The 18,658-nt window shown below is 43.8% G+C and carries 1 protein-coding gene (running past one end of the window); it reads left to right on the top strand.

The window, feature by feature from the left end; all coding sequences use genetic code 11:
• Window positions 1-18,508, top strand: the 3' portion of a protein-coding gene (locus tag EEL30_19270; protein QDX94235.1) for an amino acid adenylation domain-containing protein. 18,080 nt of this gene lie to the left of the window's left edge; the window shows 18,508 of its 36,588 coding nt (coding positions 18,081-36,588); its start codon lies beyond the left edge, outside the window; its stop codon occupies window positions 18,506-18,508.
• Window positions 18,509-18,658 lie beyond the last annotated feature (150 nt).

The raw sequence follows: 18,658 nt of genomic DNA, 5'->3' as shown, positions 1-18,658 counted from the left end.
AGTGATTGCACACTGCGTAACGAAAGAACGTACAGAACTAACGCCAAGCGATGTTTTGTTACAAGGACTGACAGTAGAAGAGCTGGAACAGATAGATGCACAAACCAGAAACATTGGTGAAATTGAAAACATATATGCCATGACGCCGATGCAGAAGGGTATGTGGTTCCACAGTCTCATGGATCCGCAATCAGGAGCTTACTTTGAACAAACGACGTTTGACGTGCTTGGGCGCTTCGATGCTACCGTTTTTGGACAGAGCTTACAAATGCTGTTCCAACGACATGAGATTTTTAGAACAAACTTCTACAACGGATGGAAAGATCAGCCGGTACAAGTCGTGTACCAAGATAGAAATAGAGCACTTCATTATGAAGAATTGCTGGGAATGGATGAAATAGAACGCGACTCTTACATTGAATGCTTTATCGAGAAGGACAGGGCAACTGGATTTGACCTAAGTCAGGACATATTGCTACGCGTGTCGATTCTACGAACTGGTAAGGAAACTTATAGAATCATCTGGAGTTCCCATCATATTCTCATGGATGGCTGGTGCTTGTCTCTGGTTGCTCAAGAGGTGTTCGAATGTTATTTTGCCATCTTGCAAAACAGAGAACCAAAATTGGCTGAGGTACCACCGTACAGTGCCTATATAGAGTGGTTAGAACGCCAAGACAGAGAAGAAGCATCTACTTATTGGAGCGGTTATTTAGCTGGATATGATCAACAGACGATCGTACCAAAAGAGAAGGTGCAAAGGAAAGAAGATCCAGTTTTCGACCATCGTTTCTGCGATTTAGGCAGAGAACTAACTTCACAGATGAATGGGTTAGCAAGACAACATCAAGTGACGATCTATACACTGATGCAGACTGTTTGGGGTGTGATGCTTCAGAAATACAACGGTAGTCAGGATGTCGTTTTTGGAAGCGTAGTATCCGGAAGACCAGCTGACATTCCAGATGTTGAGAGTATGATTGGTTTATTCATTAATACCATTCCGATACGTATTCGTTCGGAGGCAGGTGCTACATTTGCTGAAGTGATGAAACAAAGTCAGGAGCATGCTCTAGCATCCCATGCTTATGACACGTATCCACTATATGAAATTCAAGCCTTGACTGAACAAAAACAAGATTTGATCAATCATATTATGGTGTTTGAGAACTATCCGATGGAACAGCAAATGGAGCAAGTAGGAGGCAATGACCCATCAGCCTTTGAGATTGCCAACGTTAAGATTGTAGAACAGACAAATTATGACTTTAACCTAAATGTTCTGCCTGGTGAAGAGATCAGAGTTCATATCGAGTACAATACGTCCGTGTTTGACCAGACAGGCATTGACAGGATTCTGGGGCATTTTGTTCACATGATGCAACAAGTAATCAACAATCCTCATGTGCCTGTAACCGAGCTTGAATTGGTAACAGCTAAAGAGAAAGAGCAAATCATGGGTGTATGTAACAATACAGAAGCAGATTCACATTCACATCAAGAGAAGACTGTCCAGAAGTTGTTTGAGGATCAGGTGGAACGTACACCAAATCAAGTGGCGATTGTATGTGAAGGTGAGCAACTGACTTATCATGAGCTGAATGAACGGGCAAATCAGCTAGCGAGAACCTTAAGAAGTAAGGGGATTGAAGCTGATCAACTGGTGGGTATCATGGTTGAGCGTTCTGTAGAGATGATGGTCGGTATCTTAGGGATAATAAAAGCCGGCGCTGCTTATGTACCGATTGATCCCGAGTATCCAGAAGAACGTATCAGCTACATGCTTGAGGATGCGAGTGCAAATCTATTAGTCCTGCAGAGTCACTTAAAAGATCGTGTCTCCTTTACAGGAAATCTCGTAATGTTGGACGACTCAGAGGCATATAGCGAAGATGGTTCAAATCTGGAACCGATACAGGGTCCAAATCACTTAGCATATGTGATCTATACATCAGGAACAACAGGCAAGCCAAAAGGGGTCATGATTGAACACAAGCAACTAACTGCTATGTCTCATGCTTGGAAACTGTCATACGGATTAGATGAACAGAATCCAAAAGTATTGCAATGGGCTAGTTTTGCCTTTGACGTATTCACGGGAGATTATGTCCGTGCCCTCTTGAACGGTGGGGAATTAATTATATGTCCAAGTCATTCAAGATTAGAGCCTGCTAACATCTATGAGCTAATTAATAAGCATCAGGTTACCATTTTTGAATCGACGCCAGCTATTATGATCCCACTTATGGATTACGTCTACGAAAACAAATTGGATATCCAGTCTTTGAAAACGTTGATTGTGGGTTCAGACCAATGTCCTGTGGATGCATTTGCTCAACTGCTAAGCAGATTTGGTGAACATATGCGCATTCTTAACAGCTATGGTGTGACCGAAGCGTGCATTGATTCTAGTTATTTTGAGCAAACAAGCTCTCTATTGTCGTTGAACTTACCGATAGGAAAACCATTGCCTAACGTAAGAATGTACATTTTAGATGAGAACCGTGCTATACAGCCTGTGGGTATTCCAGGTGAGTTGTATATTGCTGGGATCGGTGTGGGACGTGGCTATCTGAATCGTCCAGATATGACAGCTGAGAAATTTGTAGATAGTCCTTTTGTAGACAACGAAAGAATGTACAGAACGGGTGACTTGGTACGATGGTTATCAGATGGCAATATCGAGTATGTAGGCCGGATCGATCATCAAGTGAAAATTCGCGGAAATCGAATTGAGCTAGGCGAAATAGAAGCGCAATTGTTGAAAATAGATTCGGTTGAAGAAGTTGTGGTCATTGCCCAAGAAGATTCTGTAGGACAGAAGCAGCTGTGCGCCTATTTTGTAGCTGACAATCAACTTACTGTAAGCGACCTAAGAAGTACATTGTCACAAGAGCTGCCTGGATATATGATCCCGTCTTATTTTGTACAGCTTGAGGAGTTACCATTAACACCAAATGGAAAAATTGATCGAAAAGCACTACCTGTTCCTGACGGTAGCATGCAAACAGGAGTAGAGCATGTAGCACCACGTACTCCAATGGAACTCAGCTTGGCTAATATTTGGGAAGAGGTACTGGGTACTTCAAACATTGGAGTGAAGGACAACTTCTTTGATATTGGAGGTCACTCTTTACGTGCTACAACTTTGGTGGCTAAGATTCACAAAGAATTGGGCCTTAACGTAGCGTTACGGGACGTATTTAGTTCTCCGACGATTGAACAAATGGCAGCAGGAATAACAGGTATGGAATATAGGGCTTATGCTTCTATACCAGTAATTGAAAAGAGAGATTTCTATCCTGTCTCATCCGCGCAAAAACGGTTGTATATATTAGGACAGATGGAAGGCGGAGAGCTTAGCTACAATATGCCGAGTGTTCTCCTGGTAGAGGGTCCTCTTAATCGAGCATCATTAGAGGAAGCCTTCAAAAAACTGATTGGACGACATGAAGCACTGCGCACTGGATTTGAAATGGTAAATGGAATGCCGATACAGCGTGTTTATCAGGATGTGGAATTTGAAGTAGAGTACGGGCAGGCAACTGATGAAGAAGTAGAAAATATCGTTCGCGCATTCGTACGTGCATTTGATTTGGAAAAAGCGCCACTTCTCAGAGTGGGACTTATCGAGCTTGGGGTGGAACGACATCTCCTACTGTTTGATATTCACCACATCGTTTCTGATGGTGCTTCAACAAGCATTCTGATACATGAGTTCGTTCAATTATATAGAGGCGTGGAACTATCACCGCTTCGAATTCAGTACAAGGACTATGCAGTGTGGCAGCAAACGGAAGTACAAGGCCAACACATGGGCAAACAAGAAGAGTATTGGCTGGATGTCTTCCGTGGAGAAATCCCAGTGTTAGATATGCCAACCGACTATGCAAGGCCTGCTGTACAAAGTTATCAGGGAGACACATTTGAATTCGTCATTGATGAACAAAGAAGCAATGGATTAAAACAAATCGCAGCACAAACCGGTTCCACCTTATTTATGGTCTTACTGGCTAGCTATTCAACTATGCTCTCCAAATATAGTGGACAAGAAGATGTCATTGTAGGAACTCCGATTGCGGGAAGACCTCATGCTGATTTGGACAGCTTGATCGGTATGTTCATAAATACACTAGCAATTCGTACACAGCCAGCAGGAGAGAAATCCTTCTATGACTACGTGCAGGAAGTCAAAGAGCATGCGCTAAAAGCATTTGAAAATCAGGAGTATCCGTTTGAGGAACTGGTGGAAAAATTGCATGTGGCGCGTGATTTCAGCCGAAATCCATTGTTTGACACAATGTTTATCATGCAAAACGTGGAGAACGAGGAACTTGCTATTGAGGGATTGCGATTTACGCCTTTTGCGGATGAGCATGCTGTTGCCAAGTTTGATCTAACACTAAATGCGATGGAAGAAGCAGATAGCATCAGATGCGGAATGGAATATGCCACTTCTCTATATAAACGAGAAACCATAGAGCGAATGGCAGAGCATTTCCTACAGGTGATCGATGGAATTATCAACGATCCAGAGGAGAAGCTTTCTTCCCTTGAGATGATAACCTCGAAAGAGAAAGCTTTCATTCTTGATACATTTAATGACACGGCAGGAGATTACCCACGTGAGAAAACGATTCACCAGTTATTTGAAAGTCAGGTAGAGCGCACGCCGGAGCAAGTAGCTGTAGTCTACGAAGGACAGCAGATGACGTTCCGTGAACTAAACGAGCGAGCGAACCAACTGGCTCGAACATTACGTGCAGAAGGTGTACAGCCAGATCAACTAGTTGGCATTATGGTGGAGCGTTCCTTGGAAATGATGGTCGGACTATTAGGTATCTTGAAAGCCGGTGGGGCTTATGTACCGATTGATCCAGAATATCCAGAAGAGCGCATCCGTTATATGCTGGAGGATGCTGGAGCCAAGTTGGTTGTTATGCAAAGCCAATTACAAGACCGTCTAGCTTTTGCAAAGAGACTTCTATCCTTAGACGAGGAAGCTTCTTACCATCAAGACGGCTCAAATCTGAATCCGCTAAGTAGCTCTACTGATTTGGCTTATGTGATCTATACGTCTGGATCGACAGGCAAACCAAAAGGAGTCATGATTCAACATCAGTCGGTCGTGAACTTTATCCAGGGCATCACGGACCAGATTGATTTTGTCCAAGGGAAGTCCCTGCTTTCTGTTACTACCATCTCGTTTGATATCTTCGTGTTAGAAACGTTCCTTTCCTTAAGTAAAGGGGTAAGAGTCGTTCTAGCTAGTGGGGTTCAACAAACAGATCCGAAAGCCTTACGTGATGTGATGGTAGAACAGCAAATAGATATGATTCAAATGACGCCGTCTCGTATGCAGATGTTGCTGTCATCCGATCATGTCGATTGCTTACAAGACCTACAAGAAATCATGCTCGGAGGAGAAGCATTGCCTACTTCCTTGCTGGAGATACTGCGTAAGAATACTCCGGCGCGTCTGTACAATATGTACGGTCCAACGGAAACTACTGTATGGTCGTCAGTTGGCGAAGTAACAGAAGGAGAGCACATCACCATCGGTAAACCGCTTGTTAATACACGCTTTTATCTTCTAAATGAGGAGGGGCAACCTCAACCAATTGGGGTAGCAGGGGAGCTGTGCATTGCTGGCGAGGGACTGGCAAGAGGCTACTGGAACCGTTCTGAGCTTACGGAAGAGAAGTTTGCAGAAAACCCAATCGTGCCAGGAGAAAGAATATATAAAACGGGAGATTTGGCCAAATGGCTTCCAGATGGCACGATCGAGTATCTAGGTCGAATCGACCATCAAGTAAAAATCAGAGGCCATCGAATTGAGCTTGGGGAAGTAGAGACACAATTATTGCACGTGGATTCTGTACAGGAAGCAGTGGTAATCGCACGGAGAGACCAAGAGGGACAACAGCAGTTATGCGCATACTTTGTAGCTGAGCAGCAACTGACCGTTAGTGATCTTAAAGGTCAATTGTCCCATGAACTACCGAGCTATATGGTTCCGTCTTACTTCGTCCAATTAGAGCAAATGCCACTTACACCAAATGGAAAGATTGACCGCAACGCATTGCCTGCCCCAGAAGGTGGCATTCACACTGGAGCAGAGTACGTGGCACCTCGCACATGGATGGAAGCCAAGTTGGTACAGATTTGGCAAGAGGTACTTGGTCTTACAAACATCGGAATTAGAGACAACTTCTTTGAAATCGGTGGTCATTCCTTACGAGCAACGACTTTGGTCGCTAAAATTTATAAAGAAATAAACAAAAATCTTCCATTACGGGATGCATTCCAATACCCGACTATTGAGCAAATGGCACATGTAATAGAGGGTATGGAACAAAGCGCGTATGCGTCTATTCCAGTCATTGAAGAAAGTGAGTTCTACCCGGTATCTTCTGCTCAGAAGCGTTTGTACATCTTGAGTCAGTTAACAGGTGGCGAAATTAGCTACAATATGCCAGACATTGTGATGATCGAAGGGGCGTTGGATCAACAGCGGGTAGAGGAAGCCTTCCGTAAATTGATCGCACGTCATGAAACCTTACGAACCAGCTTTGAGATGGTAAATGGAGAGCCCGTACAACGAGTCCACCAACAAGCTGATTTCGCAGTTACGTATGCGCAAGCGAGTCTAGAAGAAGCAGAAGACCATGTTCGTGAATTTGTTCGTGAATTTGACCTACAAAAAGCACCATTATTACGTGTTGGTTTGATTGAAATGTCAGCGGATCGCTATCTCTTGCTGTTTGATATGCACCATATCATCTCTGATGGAGTTTCCATGGGCATTCTCATTCAAGAATTTGCCCGTCTATATGGCGGAGAAGAGCTACCACCTCTTCGCATCCAATACAAAGATTATGCTGTATGGCAACAAGTAGGCGTTCACAGTGAGCAGATGAAACAACAGGAAGCATATTGGTTGGATGCATTCCGGGGGGAAATTCCTGTACTGGATATGCCGACTGATTATGTGCGACCAGCTTTACAAAGCTTTGTCGGAGAAACAATTGAATTTGTTATTGACGATACAGGCAGAGAAGGATTAAAGAAACTCGCGGCACGAACCGGCTCTACCTTGCATATGGTAATGCTTGCAGCCTATACAACGCTCTTGCACAAATATACAGGGCAAGAGGATGTAATCGTAGGAACTCCGATTGCAGGAAGACCACATGCTGATCTTGAGCCTATGATCGGGGTATTCCTGAACACCTTAGCACTTCGTACCTATCCGTCTGGAGACAAGTCGTTCTACGAATATTTGCAAGAAGTGAAGGTAAGTGCTCTTAAAGCATATGAGAATCAGGATTATCCGTTTGAAGAATTGGTAGAGAAACTGAATGTAAACAGAGATTTAAGCCGAAATGCGCTGTTTGACACGATGTTTGAATTTATCAATTTGGAGCAAGACGGGCTACACATGGAAGGTTTGAATGTTCAGCCTTATCCAAGTGAAAATACCGTGGCTAAATTCGATCTGACATTAGAAGCAATCGAAAGAGCAGAAGGTATCGTGTTCACGATGGAATATGCTACGTCCCTGTTTAAGAGAGAGACAGTTGAGCGTATGGCAGGACATTTCAAACAAGTCATTCAAGCTATTGTCCATAATCCGCAAGCTACATTATCGTCCTTAGAGATGATTACTCCAGCAGAAAAAGGGACAATTTTAGAAGGATTCAACGCTACGACTACTGATTATCCACGTGAGAAAACAATCCATCTCTTGTTTGAAGAACAAGTGGAACGTTCTCCAGATCAGGTAGCAGTTGTCTATGAGGGCAGCCAATTAACATATCGTGAACTGAATGAGCGAGCGAATCAACTAGCTCGAACATTACGAGCTGAAGGCGTGCAAGCTGATCAGTTGGTCGGCATTATGGTTGATCGTTCTGTTGAAATGATGGTTGGGATATTGGGAATTCTCAAATCTGGCGGTGCGTATGTGCCAATTGATCCTGAATATCCAGAAGAGCGAATCAGCTATCTGCTAGAGGATGCTGGAGCAAAACTATTGATCATGCAGAGTCATTTATTTGAGCGAGTATCCTTTACTGGAAAAATCGTGATGCTAGATGATTCAGACTCCTATAGTCAAGATGGATCAAATCTACAAGCAGCATCGAATCCGAATAATCTTGCTTATGTCATCTATACATCAGGAACAACGGGCAAGCCAAAAGGTGTCATGATAGAGCACAAGCAGGTAACTTCTATCGCTTCTGCTTGGAAGCAAGCCTACCGTTTAGATGAAGAGTCAGTGAGATTGTTGCAATGGGCCAGTTTTTCCTTTGACGTATTTACGGGTGATTATGTTCGAGCTCTTTTACATGGTGGGAAATTAGTGATTTGCCCTAGCCAGTCTAGGTTAGATCCTACTCGTATCTATGGACTTATGAGAGAACATGGAATTACGATTTTTGAATCTACGCCAGCTATCGCTATTCCACTAATGGAGTATGTGTACGAAAACAGCTTGGACATTCGTTCCTTGAAAACATTAATTGTAGGGTCAGATCAATGTCCTCCAGATGCCTTTGCCCAATTGGTAAGCAGATTTGGTTCGCATATGCGTATTTTAAACAGCTACGGTGTAACGGAAGCGTGCATTGATTCTAGTTATTTCGAACAGTCCGATGCTCTGCCAGCGTTGAGTTTACCTATAGGTAAACCGTTGCCTAACGTAAAAATGTACGTGTTAAATGAGAACCATGCTATTTTACCTGTGGGTGTTCTAGGCGAGTTGTATATTGCTGGAAACGGTGTAGGACGCGGTTACTTAAACCGTCCAGAAATGACGGCGGAAAAATTCGTGGATAACCCGTTTGCATTGGGAGAGAAAATGTACAGAACAGGAGACTTGGCAAGATGGTTGTCGGATGGAAACCTTGAGTATATTGGACGAATCGACCACCAAGTGAAAATTCGTGGAAATCGAATTGAACTAGGGGAAGTCGAAACAAAGCTCTTGAAGACACCATTCATGCAAGAGGCTGTGGTCATCGCCCGCGAAGATGAAGCTGGATTAAAGCAGTTATGCGCGTATTTTGTAGCGAACAAAACGCTTACTCTAAGCGAGCTTAGAAGCACTTTGTCTCAAGAATTGCCAGGGTACATGATCCCGTCCTACTTTGTCCAATTGGATCAGATGCCGCTTACACCAAACGGTAAAATCGACCGCAAAGCATTACCTGCTCCAGAAGGAAGTGTCCAAACTGGTGCAAATTACGTAGCGCCACGCACACCGATTGAAAAAACACTTGTTTCGATTTGGCAGGCTGTACTGGGAACAGACGCGATTGGGATCATGGATAAATTCTTTGATCTTGGTGGTGACTCTATTAAATCCATTCAGGTTTCTTCACGCTTGTTCCAGGCAGGATATAAGCTGGAAATGAAGGATTTGTTCCAGTATCCAACCGTTGCTGAATTGAGCAAACGTGTTCAATCGATCACTCGTATCGCAGACCAAGGCGAAGTAGTAGGCGAAGTGGGATTGACACCGATTCAGCGTTGGTTCTTCGAGCAGGCTTATACAGAACAGCATCACTATAACCAAACCGTCATGTTGTTTAAAGAGCAAGGCTTTGATGAAGAGGCACTTCACAAGGTGATGCAAAAGATTGCCTGGCACCATGATGCATTGAGGACGGTATATACTCCAACCGAAAGCGGATATAAGGCATGGAACCGTGGAGTAGAGGAAGGCGAACTGTACAGCCTGGAAGTTGTTGATTTCAGGGATGTAACCGATGGTGCTAAAGCGGTGGAAGCAAAAGCAAGCGAATTGCAAAGCAGCATGAACATAGGTGAAGGACCGCTTATGAAACTAGGATTGTTCCGTTGCACAAATGGTGATCATTTGTTGATTATTCTTCACCACTTGGTCGTAGATGGAGTTTCATGGCGTATTCTGTTCGAAGATATTGCGACTGGGTATGAGCAAGCATTGAGCGGAGAAGAAATTTGCTTCCCGCACAAAACAGATTCATTCCAGACGTGGGCAAGCCAATTGGCTCTTTATGCTAATTCAGATGAAATGGAGCATGAACGGGAGTATTGGCAAAAGCTTGGACAAATTCCAATGACTCGATTGCCAAAAGATAACACCCAAGCTATTTCGATCATGAAAGATAGCCAGTCTATTATGGTGCATTGGACAGCCCAGGAAACGGAGCAGCTACTGAAACTAGCGAATCGTGCCTACAATACAGAAGTAAATGATTTGTTGCTCACAGCACTTGGTATGGCCATCCATTCTTGGACAGGCTTAGAACAAATTCATGTGAGTCTGGAAGGTCACGGACGCGAGTCAATCCTTCAAGACATGGATATCACCCGAACAGTGGGGTGGTTTACAAGTCAATTCCCAGTCGTTCTAGAGATGCATGCAGGTAAACATGTGTCCCAGCGAATCAAGAGTGTTAAGGAAGAACTTCGCCACATTCCACAAAAGGGAATTGGTTACGGCATTCTAAGATATTTATCAGAGCGAAGCGAAGGTGTAGCTTTTACAGAGCCAGAGATCAGCTTTAACTATTTGGGGCAGTTTGACCAGGACTTGCAAAACAATGACATTCAGCTATCACCATTTGCGAGTGGCGCAGAAACCAGCCAAAACGCATCTATGCCGTATACACTTGACATGAACGGTTTAATCTCGGAAGGTGCCTTATCGCTTGAAATTAACTACAGTGGTAAAGAGTATCAGAGGGAGACGATGGAGAAGCTAGCTGAATTGCTACAAGCAAGCCTCCGTGAAGTAGTGGCGCACTGCGTAGCCAAGGAACGTCCGGAATTAACGCCAAGTGATGTCTTGTTACGAGGACTGACGGTTGAGGAACTAGAACAGATCGTAGAACAGACCACCCAGGTAGGTGAAGTCGAAAATATTTACGCGATGACGCCTATGCAGAAGGGAATGTGGTTCCATAGCTTGATGGACCCGCAGTCTGGGGCTTACTTTGAACAAACGACGTTTGACATAAGTGGACGTTTCAATGTTGAGGTTTTTGAAACGAGCTTACGAATGCTGTTCCAAAGACATGAAATATTTAGAACGAATTTCTACAACGGATGGAAAGAGCAGCCGCTACAAGTGGTATATCGAGAAAAAGACAGCGCGCTTTACTACGAAGACTTGATGGCGATGAATGACGAAGTGCGGAAGCCTTACATCGATACCTTCATCAAGAAAGACAAGGAAACAGGCTTTGATTTAAGCCAAGATTTATTGATGCGCGTGTCGGTTCTTCGTATTGGGGAAGAAGACTACAAACTTATCTGGAGCTCCCATCATATTTTGATGGATGGCTGGTGCTTATCGCTGGTCGCCTCAGAGGTGTTTGAATGTTACTTTGCCATTCAGCAACAAAGAGCACCGCAATTGGCCGAAGTATCTCCGTATAGTGCCTATATTGAATGGCTGGAACGCCAAGACAGTAAGGAAGCCTCTAGCTATTGGAGCAACTATTTGGCAGGATACGATCAACAAACGATGGTGCCAAAAGCACAGTCGTCTAGCAAAGTGGAAGAGCAGGTATTCATGACTAGCTTCTGCGATGTAGGTAAAGAACTGACGCTACAGATGAATACAGTAGCAAGACAACAGCAGGTTACGATCAATACACTCATGCAGACCGTTTGGGGCTTGATGCTTCAAAAGTACAATGGAACCGATGATGTCGTCTTTGGAAGTGTTGTTTCGGGTAGACCAGCGGATATTCGGGACGTTGAGAACATGATTGGCTTGTTCATCAATACGATCCCAGTACGTATCCATTGCAAAGAAACAGCCACTTTCACCGACTTACTGAAACAGAATCAAGAAAAAGCGCTCGCATCCCATGCATATGACACCCATCCGCTCTATGAGATTCAGGCACTAACGGAACAAAAACAGGATTTGATCAACCATATTATGGTGTTTGAGAATTATCCGGTCGAACAGCAGATGGAGCAAGTAGGAAAAGATGACGAAACGGCATTTGAGGTCACTAACGTCAAGATGGTGGAGCAAACCAACTACGACTTTAATCTCATTGTTATCCCTGGTGAAGAGATTAGAATCCACATTGAGTATAATGCGTCTATGTATGATCAAACGGGCGTTGAGAGGATTTTGGGACATTTTGTTCACGTCATGCAGCAAGTGATCAATAACCCGGCTGTTGCTGTAAATGCGGTTGAATTAGTAACACAACAAGAAAAAGCGCAAATCGTCGAGGTATTTAACCATACAGCAGTTGCTTATCCTCAGGAGTACATGATCCAACAATTGTTTGAACAGCAAGCGGAGCGCACACCAGACCAACTGGCAATTGTATATGAAGCTGAGCAAATGACCTATCTTGAATTGAATGAACGGGCAAATCAACTAGCTAGAAGCTTACGAGTGAAAGGTGTACAAGCTGATCAATTGGTTGCCATTATGGCCGAGCGTTCCTTAGAGATGATTGTCGGTATGCTTGGAATCTTGAAGGCTGGTGGGGCGTATGTACCGATTGACCCAGAATACCCAGAGGAACGTATCCGTTACATGCTAGAAGATGCAGGAGTGCAGTTGGTAGTTACGCAACATCAGTTGCAAGAGCAAGTTTCCTTCTTTGCTGCTGATAAGCTTGTGCTTCTAGACGATAAAGCGACTTATCAAGAGGAGCGATCAAATCTGGAGCCGATACATGGACCGAACAACTTGGCCTATGTCATCTACACCTCTGGAACCACTGGCAAGCCTAAGGGCGTTATGGTTGAACACGCAAGTATAGCTAATACGATTCACTGGAAAGCAAATACGTATGGATTTACTGGAAACGACCGGGTGCTGATGGTTACTCCATTTGTCTTTGATCCATTTCTTACACACTTGTTTGGTCCATTGGTATCTGGTTCAACAGTGTATTTGTTGCCAGATGGGGAAAGCAAAGACCCTGTTGCTATTAAAAAAGCTATTACGCAACAGAGCATTACGCATCTGCAAAGCTCACCTAGCTTCTTATGGAGTATCGTGGATACGATGAATCCCGAAGATTTGCAGTCAGTAAAGAATATCGTTGTCGGCGGAGAGAATATCGTTTCGGCGTTAGTTAAGAGAGTGACGGAAATGAATCCGTACATTGAAATTTGCAACGAATACGGTCCTACAGAAAGCAGTGTAGTCACTACTTCTCTATCGATTACACATGCGGATCAGGAACTCTCCATCGGAGCACCGATCGCAAATAAGCAGGTCTATATCGTAGACCCTCACAATCAGCTTCAGCCGATAGGAGTAGCAGGAGAGCTATGCATTGCGGGAGCTGGTTTAGCTAGAGGATATTTACATCTTCCGGAGCTTACAGCGGAGAAATTCGTGGATAACCCATTTGTAGCAGAAGAACGGATGTACAGAACAGGCGACTTAGCAAGATGGCTACCAGATGGCAATATCGAATATGTAGGTCGTATTGATCATCAAGTGAAGATTCGGGGCTATCGCATAGAGCTTGGCGAAGTGGAAGCACAGATGACGAAACTAGCACCGATTCAAGAAGCTACCGTCATTGTAAAAGAGGAGGAAGCTGGACAAAATCAGCTATGCGCCTACTTTGTTTCTGAAACGCAGCTGAAGGTAAGTGAACTTAGAAAAGCATTAACTCATGTGTTGCCTGAGTATATGGTTCCATCATATTTTGTACAATTGGAGCAAATGCCACTTACTTCGAATGGAAAAATTGATCGCAAAGCGTTACCTGCGCCTGAGGGAAGCATTCAAAGCGGAAAAGAATATGTGGCCCCTCGCACATCAGTTGAAGCTAAATTGGCATTGATTTGGCAAGAAGTACTCAGTCTCTCAAGCATAGGAGTAAAAGAGAACTTCTTTGAAGTGGGAGGACACTCGTTACGAGCAACAACTTTGGTTGCTAAGATTCACAAAGAGATGAACGTTGTTGTGCCACTTAGGGACATCTTCAAAAATCCGACGATTGAACAAATGGCTCAACTGATCGCTAGCATGGAGCAAATCACGTACGCTTCCATTCCTGTTATAGAGGAAAGCGAGTACTACTTGGTTTCCTCTGCTCAAAAGAGATTGTACATTCTCAGCCATCTTGAAGGTGGAGAGCTTAGTTACAATATGCCGGGCATCATGATGCTAGAAGGTTCATTAGACCAGAAGCGTGTAGAAGCAACGTTCCAAACATTGACCCAACGACATGAGACGCTACGCACGGGATTTGAATTGGTCAATGGGGAGCCTATGCAACGAGTTCATGATGAAGTGTCATTTATGCTGGAGTATTGGGAAACCAGCCTAGAGGAAGCAGAGCCGATTATCAATGAGTTCGTACGCTCGTTTGACCTCAAGCAGGCTCCACTATTACGGGTAGGCTTACTTTCAGTTGATATCAATCAGTATATCTTACTGTTTGACATGCACCATATTATCTCTGACGGTGTTTCCATGGGCGTTCTAATGCAAGAATTTGTCCAACTATATCGGGGAGAAGAACTATCTCCACTTCGAATCCAGTACAAGGATTATGCCGCTTGGCAGCAGGCAGGTATTCAGAGCGAGTGGATGAGCAAGCAAGAAGCTTACTGGATGGAAGTCTTTGCGGGTGAAATTCCTGTTTTAGACATGCCAATTGATTATCAACGGCCTGCAACTAGAAGTTTTGAGGGAGAAGCAATCGAATTCGTAATTGACAAACTGAGAAGCGAAGGGCTTAGAAAGCTTGCAGCAGACAATGAAACTACGCTGTACATGGTGCTACTCGCAGTTTATACAACGCTGCTTTCTAAACAAAGTGGCCAAGAAGATATTATTGTCGGTACCCCGATTGCGGCAAGACCGCACGCTGATCTAGAGTCAATCATCGGAATGTTCGTCAACACACTGGCTATTCGTAATTATCCAGAGGCTGATAAATCGTTCCTGAGTTACTTGCAAGAGGTCAAAGACAGTTCATTACAAGCTTATGAAAATCAAGATTATCCATTTGAAGAACTAGTTGAGAAGCTGGATGTGAAAAGGGATTTAAGCCGTAACCCGTTGTTTGACACAATGTTCGTCTTACAAAATACGGAGCAAGGAGATTTGTTCATTGAAGGCTTGCAACTGAAACCTTATGGAGAACAACCTATCGTAGCTAAGTTTGATTTGACTTTAAATGCAGAAGAGCTTGAAGACAGTATTGAGTGTAGCTTTGATTTTGCAAGCTCCCTGTACAAGCGTGAAACGATGGAACGGATGATCGAGCATTTCATGCAAGTAATCGATTCTATCATTGCAGATCCAGAGGCACAGCTCTCTTCCATTGAGATGATTACGTCACATGAAAAAGCCACAATCCTTGAGACATTCAATGATTCACAGGCTGATTATCCGCGGGAGAAAGCAATCCATCAGTTCTTTGAAGAGCAGGTGGCACTTGTTCCGGATCATGTCGCAGTTGTATACGAGGGGGAACAGCTTTCTTATCGTGAACTAAACAAGAAGGCAAATCGATTGGCAAGATCATTGGTGGCTCAAGGAGTTCAGGCAGATGGGCTAGTAGGAATAATGGCCGAACGGTCTCTGGACATGGTTGTCGGAATGCTTGCGATCTTAAAAGCAGGAGGAGCCTATGTACCGATTGATCCAGAGTATCCGGAAGAACGGATTGCCTATATGTTGGAGGATTCAGGTGTAGAGCTGTTAGTGTTGCAGTCACATTTACAAGAGCACGTAGCTTTCGATAAGAAAGTTGTGCTACTAGATGACGAACAAGCCTACCATACAGATGATTCTAATTTGGAACTCAGATCTGGACCGAACCATCTAGCCTACGTGATCTATACGTCAGGGACGACAGGGAAGCCGAAAGGAACCTTAATTGAGCATAAGAACGTGGTTCGTCTGTTATTCAACAGCAAAAACTTGTTTGATTTTAATGCTTCTGATACATGGACGTTATTCCATTCATTCTGCTTCGATTTCTCCGTGTGGGAAATGTATGGGGCACTTTTATACGGTGGAAAATTGGTTATCGTGCCTCAACTGACAGCCAAGAGTCCGAAGCAATTCCTTCAGTTACTCGAGGATCAGCAAGTGACGATATTGAATCAAACACCAACCTATTTCTATCAATTGCTTCAGGAAGAGGCAAGTGATGGCAAAAAAGAGTTGGCCATACGAAATGTGATTTTCGGTGGTGAGGCGTTAAGTCCATCCTTGTTGAAAGATTGGAAGGCGAAATACCCGCACATCCAATTAATTAACATGTATGGAATAACAGAAACCACAGTACATGTCACGTACAAGGAAATTACAGAAGCAGAGATTTCTCAAGCGAAAAGCAATATTGGTAAAACGATCCCAACCTTATGCGCATACATCTTAGATGAACATATGCGACTGCAGCCTGTTGGAGTTAAGGGAGAGCTGTATATTGCTGGTGTAGGATTAGCTCGAGGCTACTTGAATCGTCCAGAGCTGACCAATGATCGATTCGTTACTAATCCATTTGCACCGGGCGAGCGGATGTATAAGACCGGGGATTTGGCGAGATGGCTTGCGGATGGCAACATTGAGTATTTAGGTCGAATTGACCATCAAGTTAAAATTCGTGGCTATCGCATTGAGCTAGGAGAAGTGGAAACTCAGCTGCTGAACATTGAATCCGTCCAAGAAGCGATCGTGATTGCACATGAAGATGAGAGTGGAGAAAAATACTTATGCTCCTACTTTGTGGCAAACAACGAACTGACCGTAAGCGAGCTAAGAAGAGCATTATCACAACAGTTGCCTGACTACATGATTCCGGCTTATTTCGTGCAAGTGGAGCGGATGCCTTTAACCTCGAACGGAAAACTAGATCGAAAAGCGCTACCAGCACCAGAAGAAGGTCTGAAGACTGGAAGAGAATATGTTGCTCCTCGAACACGGGTAGAAGAGAAGTTAGCTCAAATCTGGCAAGATGTACTGGGACTATCACAAGTAGGAGTGACGGAAAACTTCTTCGAGATTGGAGGACACTCCCTACGCGCAACGACTCTAGTTGCTAAAATACATCAAGTACTAGACACAAGCATTACACTACGAGATGTGTTCCAGATTCCAACGATTGAGCAGATGGCTAATCGAATTGCGAATATGGAAAAACACGCTTATATATCCATTCCAATTGCAGAAGAAAAAGATTACTATCCTGTATCCTCAGCTCAAAAACGTCTCTATATTTTGAGTCATGTGGAGGGTGGGGAGCTTAGCTACAATATGCCAGGCGTTATGACGATAGAAGGTCAGTTGGATCGGATGAAGCTAGAGACAGCATTCCGACATTTGATTGATCGTCACGAGACATTACGCACAGGCTTTGAAATGGTAGATGGAGAGGTAGTTCAACGGGTCTATAAAGACGTGGAGTTTGCAGTGGAAAATATACAAGCGAGAGATGAGGAAGTGGAAGCACGGATAAGCGGTTTTGTGCGGAAGTTTGATCTTCAGCAGGCGCCATTAATCAGGGTTGGACTCATTGAAGTGGAACTGGATCGACATATCTTGCTGTATGATATGCACCATATCATATCTGATGGAGTCTCGATGGGTATTCTGATGCAAGAAGTTGCCGAACTGTATGAAGGCAAAGAGTTGTCACCATTGCGGCTTCAGTATAAGGATTATGCGGTTTGGCAACAGCAAAGATCGCAGAGTGAGCTATATGAGCAGCAAGAGAACTACTGGTTTGGTGAATTCTTTGGTCAACTGCCTGTCTTGGATTTATTGATTGCTTATCCGAGACCTGTGGTGCGTAGCTTCGAGGGTGCAGAGTACGAATTTGTGATTGAACGTGGATTGTCTGAACAAGTAAACCGGTTGGCTGAAAATAGTGGAAGCACATTGTATATGCTTCTCATGGCTACCTATACGACCTTGCTTTCTAAGTACAGCGGACAAGAAGACATCATTGTTGGTACTCCTGTCGCTGGAAGATTGTCTGCAGAATTGGAACCACTTATCGGTATGTTTGTCAACACGTTAGCAATCCGTAATTACCCACAGAAGGATAAGACGTTCCAAGTTTACTTGGAGGAAGTTAAAGAACGTACGTTCCAAGCCTTTGAGAACCAAGAGTATCCATTGGAAGAACTGGTGGAAAAACTGAATGTGAAGCGGGATGCGAGCAGAAATCCACTGTTTGATACGGTGTTTGTCATGCACAATACGGAAAGTCAGGAAGCAACCATCGAATCGCTATCCATTACTCCTTATGTGCAAGAGCATACCGTTGCCAAATTTGACTTAACATTGTCAATGAGCACAGAAGAGGGAGAGATTAGAGGAGCATTCGAATATTGCACAAAGCTTTTCAATAAAAACATGATTGAACAGCTAGCAAATGATTTCGTACGGATATTGTCGGAGGTTGTCAGCACTCCAGATAAAAAGCTAGGGGCAATCGATTTGTTAGAGAATGCTACTAGCAACGACCAGCTTGTAGAATCCATTCAATTTGATTTTTAAGGGAAAAGAATACTTTTAACGAGTGTGTGCTATGGAGAGATCCATAGCACACGCTCAACATTTATTTCTTTGCACTCATTCATTTCGTTGCGGATATTAAAGGTAAGAAGAGGTGTGGATGTATGATAGTGGACAGTGGACACCTCGTTG

It is taken from the genome of Brevibacillus laterosporus (assembly GCA_007833815.1).
GTDB lineage: Bacteria > Bacillota > Bacilli > Brevibacillales > Brevibacillaceae > Brevibacillus_B > Brevibacillus_B laterosporus_D.
The sequence above is the reverse complement of the archived record's forward strand: the minus strand, read 5'-3'. Positions and strand labels throughout refer to the sequence as shown.